General features: G+C 37.7%; 8 protein-coding genes. 5 read left to right on the top strand and 3 right to left on the bottom strand.

The genetic code is table 11. From position 1 onward, the window contains the following. Nucleotides 1-444 precede the first annotated feature (444 nt). Genes queD through BLS89_RS06335 form a run of 3 tightly spaced genes read left to right on the top strand, consistent with a single transcriptional unit; the run spans nt 445 to nt 2,352 of the window. On the top strand, nt 445-891 hold the full coding sequence (queD, locus tag BLS89_RS06345; RefSeq protein ID WP_092736694.1) for a 6-carboxytetrahydropterin synthase QueD: 447 nt from the start codon (nt 445-447) through the stop codon (nt 889-891). Nucleotides 892-895: 4 nt separating this feature from the next. Beyond that, on the top strand, nt 896-1,663 hold the full coding sequence (locus BLS89_RS06340; RefSeq protein ID WP_092736712.1) for a UDP-2,3-diacylglucosamine diphosphatase: 768 nt from the start codon (nt 896-898) through the stop codon (nt 1,661-1,663). A gap of 29 nt (nt 1,664-1,692) precedes the next feature. Next, entirely contained in the window at nt 1,693-2,352 is a 660-nt protein-coding gene (locus tag BLS89_RS06335; RefSeq protein ID WP_092736692.1) for a ComF family protein, read from the top strand. Here BLS89_RS06335 and BLS89_RS06330 read toward each other — a convergent pair. The 3 genes from BLS89_RS06330 to BLS89_RS06320 are packed head-to-tail and all read right to left on the bottom strand — an operon-like array spanning nt 2,349 to nt 3,980. Continuing rightward, nucleotides 2,349-3,128, bottom strand: a complete 780-nt coding sequence (locus tag BLS89_RS06330; RefSeq protein ID WP_092736690.1) for a rhomboid family intramembrane serine protease — start codon at nt 3,126-3,128, stop codon at nt 2,349-2,351. The two genes, BLS89_RS06335 and BLS89_RS06330, sit on opposite strands and share 4 nt — an antisense overlap. A gap of 6 nt (nt 3,129-3,134) precedes the next feature. Next, on the bottom strand, nt 3,135-3,638 hold the full coding sequence (locus BLS89_RS06325) for a hypothetical protein (protein WP_176763264.1): 504 nt from the start codon (nt 3,636-3,638) through the stop codon (nt 3,135-3,137). Next, nucleotides 3,639-3,980, bottom strand: a complete 342-nt coding sequence (locus tag BLS89_RS06320; protein WP_092736688.1) for a phosphomannose isomerase type II C-terminal cupin domain — start codon at nt 3,978-3,980, stop codon at nt 3,639-3,641. It lies immediately after the preceding gene. Between the two features lie 177 nt (nt 3,981-4,157). On the opposite strand from BLS89_RS06320, the gene gltX reads away from it, so the two are divergent. After that, complete coding sequence (gltX, locus tag BLS89_RS06315) at nt 4,158-5,669, top strand: glutamate--tRNA ligase (RefSeq protein WP_092736686.1); 1,512 nt, start codon at nt 4,158-4,160, stop codon at nt 5,667-5,669. Between the two features lie 50 nt (nt 5,670-5,719). Beyond that, nucleotides 5,720-6,676 (top strand): acetyl-CoA carboxylase carboxyltransferase subunit alpha, encoded by a 957-nt coding sequence (locus tag BLS89_RS06310; protein WP_092736684.1) that lies wholly within the window; start codon nt 5,720-5,722, stop codon nt 6,674-6,676. Nucleotides 6,677-6,732: the final 56 nt, after the last annotated feature.

The following is a 6,732-nucleotide window of genomic DNA, read 5'->3' as shown; positions in this document are numbered from 1 at the left end:
TGCTTTTTGTTCTTTTTGTTTCCGTTTTTGACTATCTTTGTACCTTGACAATTGGGGCAGTGGAGTTTAATTATTATTAACATTCAACAAAAATAGAACTTTATTTCCTGATTGTCAAATTTTTATATCATCATACTTTTTAAAACACGACCAAATATATAAAAGGAAACTACTAACTATCTACATACGTAAAAACTTATGATGAGCTTGCTGATCTAGGATACAAAAACATTGTAGTATTAAATATAATAAAATGAATTTACTTTAAATAGGCATCTATTCAATGGAATAGAGAGTTCTGGCTATGTAGTAAATTGATACAAAACAACCCGCTTAAATTATCTTGAACTTTTTATTTACAGTAGATTTTAGCTAAGAAGAGGCAATCTCGTTAACCAAACCAAAACTCACTCCTACATTCCCAAAAATAGTTATCTTTGCAAAATGATAAGAATTACTAAAATTTTCACTTTTGAAACCGCCCATGTACTCTATAATTACGATGGAAAGTGCAAAAATATGCATGGGCATTCTTACAAACTTTTTGTAACGGTAAAGGGAAAACCAATATCCGACCTCAACCACCCTAAAAATGGTATGGTAGTAGATTTCGGAGATATCAAAAAGATTGTAAAAGAGGAAATTGTAGACTGCTGGGATCACGCCGTCCTCGTAAATGGACTTTCCCCTCATAAGGAATTGGGTGATGAGCTTGCAAGTAAAGGGCATAAAGTCATTTATTGTGATTATCAACCCACTTGCGAGAATATGCTTTACGACATTGCTGAAAAAATAAAACAGCGGCTGCCCAGCCCTTTACAATTAGCCTACCTCAAACTTCACGAAACCGAGAACTCCTATGGCGAATGGCTGGCTGAAGAAAATCCATAAAACTATGGAAACGATATCCCTGAAAATTGGTAAAAAAATATACTTTGCTTCCGACCAACACTTCGGTGCGCCATCTCCGGAGGAAAGCAAGGTTCGCGAAGAGCGTTTTATCCGTTGGCTGGACAGCATAAAAAAAGACGCACAAGCTGTTTTTCTTATGGGAGATTTGTTCGATTTTTGGCACGAATGGCAATATGTGGTACCCAAAGGCTATGTGCGGCTGCTGGGAAAACTCGCGGAACTAAAAGACAGCGGCATTGATATCTTTTTCTTTGTAGGCAACCACGACCTCTGGATGAAAGACTATTTCGAAAAAGAATTGGGAATACCTGTTTATTTTGAAAAAAGATATTATTCTGTCAACAAAAAAATATTTCTTCTTGCCCACGGAGACGGATTGGGCCCCGGAGATAAAGGCTACAAAAGAATGAAAAAAGTTTTTACCAATCCATTAGCACAATGGGCTTTTCGATGGCTCCACCCGGACATTGCTATGAAATTAGCACTTTATCTTTCTCAAAAAAACAAGCTCATCAGCGGAGAAGAAGATAAAAAATTTTTAGGAGAAGACAAGGAATTTCTTATCCTCTATTCTAAAAAGAAATTAGAAACAGAAAAAATTGATTATTTTGTTTATGGACATCGCCATCTCCCGATGATTTTAGGCTTAGAAAAAAATGCCCAATATGTCAATCTTGGGGATTGGATAAGCTATTTTACCTACGCTGTTTTTGATGGTGAAAATATAGAACTTTTAAAATGGAAAGAATGATTTTGGCATTAAAAAAGTAAGAACTTTGTATGAATCTGATATTGGATCTACTTTTTCCCAACCGCTGTTTAGGATGTCAAAATATTATTGATGCAAATGACGCAGTATGCGATGCTTGTGTGTCTTTAATTGATTTTGCAAATTTCTCTTTTACGGAAACCAACCTACTGGAACAGAAATGCCGTCTTTTATTCCCTACCGAGAAAGCTGTAGCCCTTATGCTCTACCAAAAGAGTGGGCTTAGCCAAAAAATCATTCACGAACTAAAATACAACGGCAGAAGTATCATAGGAAAAACACTTGCGAAATGGACCGTAGAGAAAAATATTTTATCCTCTTTCGGAATAGACATTATCACGAGTATTCCTTTACATCCTCGTAAGCAAAAAGAGCGTGGATACAACCAGCTTCATCATTTTGTAGAATATATTTCAAAAGAGACTAAAATCCCTTATTCTCATAATCTTCTTAAAAGAAATTTTTATTCAAAACCTCAAGCTCAAAAAGACCGAGAACACCGTTCTGAAATTAAAAACTTGTTTTCGGTACAATGTGCTATACAAGATAAACATATTCTTCTCATAGATGATGTTTATACCACAGGAAACACTATAAGCAGTGCGGCTTGGGAACTCATTAAAAAAGGGAATAATAAAATCAGTATTTTGGTAATGGCGGTAGATTTTTAATGCTCATTTTTTCTAATTTCCTCCAGCCTGTCCCATATGTCCGGCTCTTTCATTCGCGGCAATTCATTGAAATCTTCCGGAAAACGAGCTTTGTACTCCTGCCAAAGTTTGTCGTCTTTCTCACTATAATAGTTGGGGTATTGCCATATAAATTTATTCTTATTTTCCTCGTTATATTTACGATACATAAACGCCAAAATGCTCCCCACTACAGCACCCGACAAATGTGCTTGCCAAGAGATATTGCTCCTATATTCCGGAGGCAAAAACAGTTCTTCGGGAAATATCCCCCAAATCAATCCTCCATAGTATAAAGCCACAATCAAAGAAATGGCCATAAGCCTGATGTCCCATCTGAATATTCCACTAAAAAATAAATAAAATGCCAAAACATAAACTACTCCGCTCGCACCAATAATACAAGTATAAGGAGATGCATCGTAAAAACTTATCGGAGGCATCAGCCAGAGTAAAAAACCGCTTACCAGCCACCCTGTTATAAATATGGTATCTGCTATTTTGGGATAAAACTGATAAAGCAGGAAAAGCAATACCACCATAGGTACAGAGTTTCCTGTAATGTGATTTATATTGGCGTGTAGGAGAGGCGAAAAGAAAATGCCTTTAAGCCCCTGCGGCACTAATGGAATGAGGGCTCCTTCGCAAGGCTCTATCAACCCTATCACTTGAAAAAAGAAAACAATCCACATCGCAGATAACACCAATATAGGTACTACAATTGCACGAATAGAAAAGTTTCTAAAAAGAGATTTCATAAGACCCTAACTTTTCTTACCGAAGAAAACGACTAAAGGAATATTGAAAGTACAATTAAAATTAACCCCTTTGAGGGTTTTTCCATTAAGCGTTTGGTTATTCCAAGGGAAAGCATACCCTCCCGAAAGTTCTATTAACCCAAATGCACTTATTCCTAATTTTGGAGAAAAAAACTTATTTGTGGCTTCTGCTCCCAAAACAAAGTAATGAGGCTGTTTTACACTATGCCCCTTGCTGAAATTAAATAAAACATCTGTTTGTAATTTAGGTATCACAGAGATTTTGCCTTTCACGCTGCCTATCAGAGCAGAGGCTCCTATGCGATATAGCATTTCATCTTTTTTTAAGAATAAAAGTTTCCCTCCAAGCTCTCCAAAATTTTGGTTTTGATACGTATAGCCTACAGTTGCCATAGGGTGCATTGTGAGCTGTGCTTGGGCTTTGCCCCCTAAAAGAAATAATGCAAAAATTAAAAAATACAGAACACTATGGAACATCAATCTTTTCATTCAATCTCTACTATAATCATCTTCTAACCTAATGATGTCATCTTCCCCAAAATATGTTCCGGTTTGGACTTCTATAAACACTAAAATATCTTCGCCGATATTTTGAATGCGGTGTTTAATCTGTCGGGGAATCTGCACTGTTTCTCCATACTTGAATACAATTTCTTCTCCGTCTAATGTTACCTTTGCTGTCCCTTGTATAATTGTCCAAGCCTCTTGTCTCTTATGATGATACTGATAAGAGAGTCTATGCCCAGGATTTACTTCTATTCTTTTTAGTTTGTAATTTGGCTGGTCTTCTAACACAAAATATTTCCCCCAAGGTCTTTCTCCTATTTCCATAAATTTCAAATTTAAATACAAAACTAAGCATTTTTTTGTTATTGAATATACTGATAGTTGAGATTAAACTCTGGCAAATACCCTTTTCTATACCTTCAACAAAAAAGTCTCTATGCAGAATCTTTATATTTTCTGTAAATTTGCGTTTTAATAATAGTTTATAATCCGAAAATTATCATGGAAAAAGTGAGAGTTCGTTTTGCCCCAAGTCCCACAGGAGCACTACATTTAGGAGGTGTAAGAACAGCCCTTTACGATTATCTTTTCGCTAAACATAATGGCGGAGATTTCGTCTTAAGAATAGAAGATACAGACACCGCCAGATATGTAGAAGGTGCCGAAGAGTATATTAGCAAATCTTTGGAATGGTGCGGAATAATACCGGATGAAAGCCCGGAGAAAGGAGGACCGTATGCCCCATACAGGCAATCTGAAAGGCGAGATATATACGATAAATATACCGCTCATATCTTAAAAACCAATTATGCCTATATGGCTTTTGACACCCCTGAAGAACTTGAACAAATCCGAAAAGAATACGAGGCAAGAGGAGAAGTTTTTGCCTATAATTACATTACCAGAAACCAACTGAGAAACAGCATATCTCTACCGGAAGAAGAGGTTCGGAAACTTTTGGATAACAATACCCCTTATGTGATAAGGTTCAAAATGCCGGTGGACAGAGTGGTTCAGATGGAAGATATTATCCGTGGTAAATTTAGTATTAACACTAATGATTTGGACGATAAGGTTTTGGTGAAAAATGACGGTATGCCTACCTATCATTTTGCCAACATCATCGATGATCACGAAATGAAAATATCGCATGTAATCCGTGGTGAGGAATGGCTGCCTTCTCTGCCGCTGCATCTTTTGCTCTACGAAGCTATGGGGTGGGAAGCACCTCAGTTCGCCCACCTTTCTCTTATCCTAAAACCGGAAGGTAAAGGAAAACTTTCCAAAAGAGACGGTGCAAAATTCGGTTTCCCTGTTTTTCCTATGGATTTTTACGACAAAGCTACAGATACAACCTACAAAGGTTACAGGGACGAAGGCTACTTCCCCGATGCCTTTATCAATATGGTGGCATTACTTGGGTGGTCGCCGGCAAATGACCGCGAAATCCTCTCTATGGAGGAAATGATAAACGAGTTCGACCTGTATAAAGTCCATAAAGCAGGAGCAAGGTTCAGTATCGAAAAAGCAAAGTGGTTCAATCAGCAGTACCTCCACAAAAAATCCAATGATGAGATTTTATCAATCATTAAAAAAGATGCAAATATTCCTCTGGAAAGCACAAACGATGATAAACTTCTAAAAATAATAGGACTGATGAAGGAGAGAGCTACTTTCGTGAAAGATATTTATAACGAAGGAAAATTCTTCTTCCACGCACCGCAAGAGTATGATGAGAAAGGCATAAAAAAGGCATGGAAAGAAGGCTCCAAAGACACACTTTCCAGCCTAAGCCAAGTATTAGAACAAACGGACTTTGAGGCAGAGAATTTGAAACAAACAATCCACCATTTCGTGGAAGAGAGATCAATGGGAATGGGTAAGGTAATGATGCCTCTCCGATTGGCTTTGGTAGGAGAACTGAAAGGCCCCGATATTCCCGATTTAATGGAAATATTAGGCAAAGAAGAAACATTAGAAAGAATACATAAAGCCATTACAACTATTAATTAAATTTGCTTTAGAAAAATTTCATTAAATTTGAGGCATAATTTTCATTAAATATGGAATACTTAGAATTTGAAACCCCAATAAAAGAGCTCATGGAGCAATACCAAACTTGTACTTTGGTAGGAGAAGAAAGTGGCGTAGATGTGAAGCTCGCATGCAGCCAGATAGAAGATAAAATCATAGAAAAGAAAAAAGAGATCTATGGTAACCTTACCCCTTGGCAGAGGGTGCAGCTGTCCAGACATCCGGATCGCCCTTATACTTTAGACTATATAAAAGGAATTGCCGATGAAGGTAGTTTTTTGGAATTGCACGGCGACCGTAATTTTGCCGATGACCCTGCAATGGTAGGAGGTTTGGCCAAAATAAACGGACAATCTGTAATGTTCATAGGAACACAAAAAGGAAGAACCACCAAAGAACGACAGCACCGGAGATTCGGAATGAGCAATCCGGAAGGCTATCGCAAGGCTCTTAGGCTGATGAAAATGGCTGAAAAATTCAACATCCCTATCGTTTGCTTTATCGATACTCCGGGAGCTTATCCGGGATTGGAAGCCGAAGAACGCGGACAGGGCGAAGCCATTGCAAGAAATATCTTTGAAATGTTTACTCTAAAAACCCCCGTTCTGTGCTATATCATAGGGGAAGGTGCCAGCGGAGGTGCGTTGGGAATAGGTGTGGGGAATAAAGTTTATATGATGGAGAATTCTTGGTACTCTGTGATTTCCCCCGAAAACTGTTCGGCAATTCTTTGGAGAAACTGGGAACACAAGGAGGAAGCTGCCTCTACGATGAAACTTACAGCACAAGATTCTTTGAAAGAAAAAATTATAGACGGTATAATAGAAGAGCCTCTGGGCGGTGCACACTACGACCCGAAAACAACTTTTGAAAATGTAAAGAAATCTATCCTCAGCAACATTAAAGCTTTCAAAAAATTCTCAAGAGAAGAACTGGAAGCCCAAAGACAGGAGAAATTTATCGCAATAGGTAAATACAAAGGCTAAACAGAGCTTTGTTATCATATTCAAGAGGGCGGTTAGCATAAATCGTCCTCTTTATA

This window comes from Riemerella columbipharyngis (assembly GCF_900101995.1).
In the GTDB taxonomy this organism is placed as follows: domain Bacteria; phylum Bacteroidota; class Bacteroidia; order Flavobacteriales; family Weeksellaceae; genus Riemerella; species Riemerella columbipharyngis.
The sequence above is the reverse complement of the archived record's forward strand: the minus strand, read 5'-3'. Positions and strand labels throughout refer to the sequence as shown.

Coding starts and splice junctions, on each gene's coding strand:
- queD (WP_092736694.1), top strand. CDS start 445: ATGATAAGAATTACTAAAATTTTCACTTTTGAAACCGCCCATGTACTC.
- BLS89_RS06340 (WP_092736712.1), top strand. CDS start 896: ATGGAAACGATATCCCTGAAAATTGGTAAAAAAATATACTTTGCTTCC.
- BLS89_RS06335 (WP_092736692.1), top strand. CDS start 1,693: ATGAATCTGATATTGGATCTACTTTTTCCCAACCGCTGTTTAGGATGT.
- BLS89_RS06330 (WP_092736690.1), bottom strand. CDS start 3,128: ATGAAATCTCTTTTTAGAAACTTTTCTATTCGTGCAATTGTAGTACCT.
- BLS89_RS06325 (WP_176763264.1), bottom strand. CDS start 3,638: ATGAAAAGATTGATGTTCCATAGTGTTCTGTATTTTTTAATTTTTGCA.
- BLS89_RS06320 (WP_092736688.1), bottom strand. CDS start 3,980: ATGGAAATAGGAGAAAGACCTTGGGGGAAATATTTTGTGTTAGAAGAC.
- gltX (WP_092736686.1), top strand. CDS start 4,158: ATGGAAAAAGTGAGAGTTCGTTTTGCCCCAAGTCCCACAGGAGCACTA.
- BLS89_RS06310 (WP_092736684.1), top strand. CDS start 5,720: ATGGAATACTTAGAATTTGAAACCCCAATAAAAGAGCTCATGGAGCAA.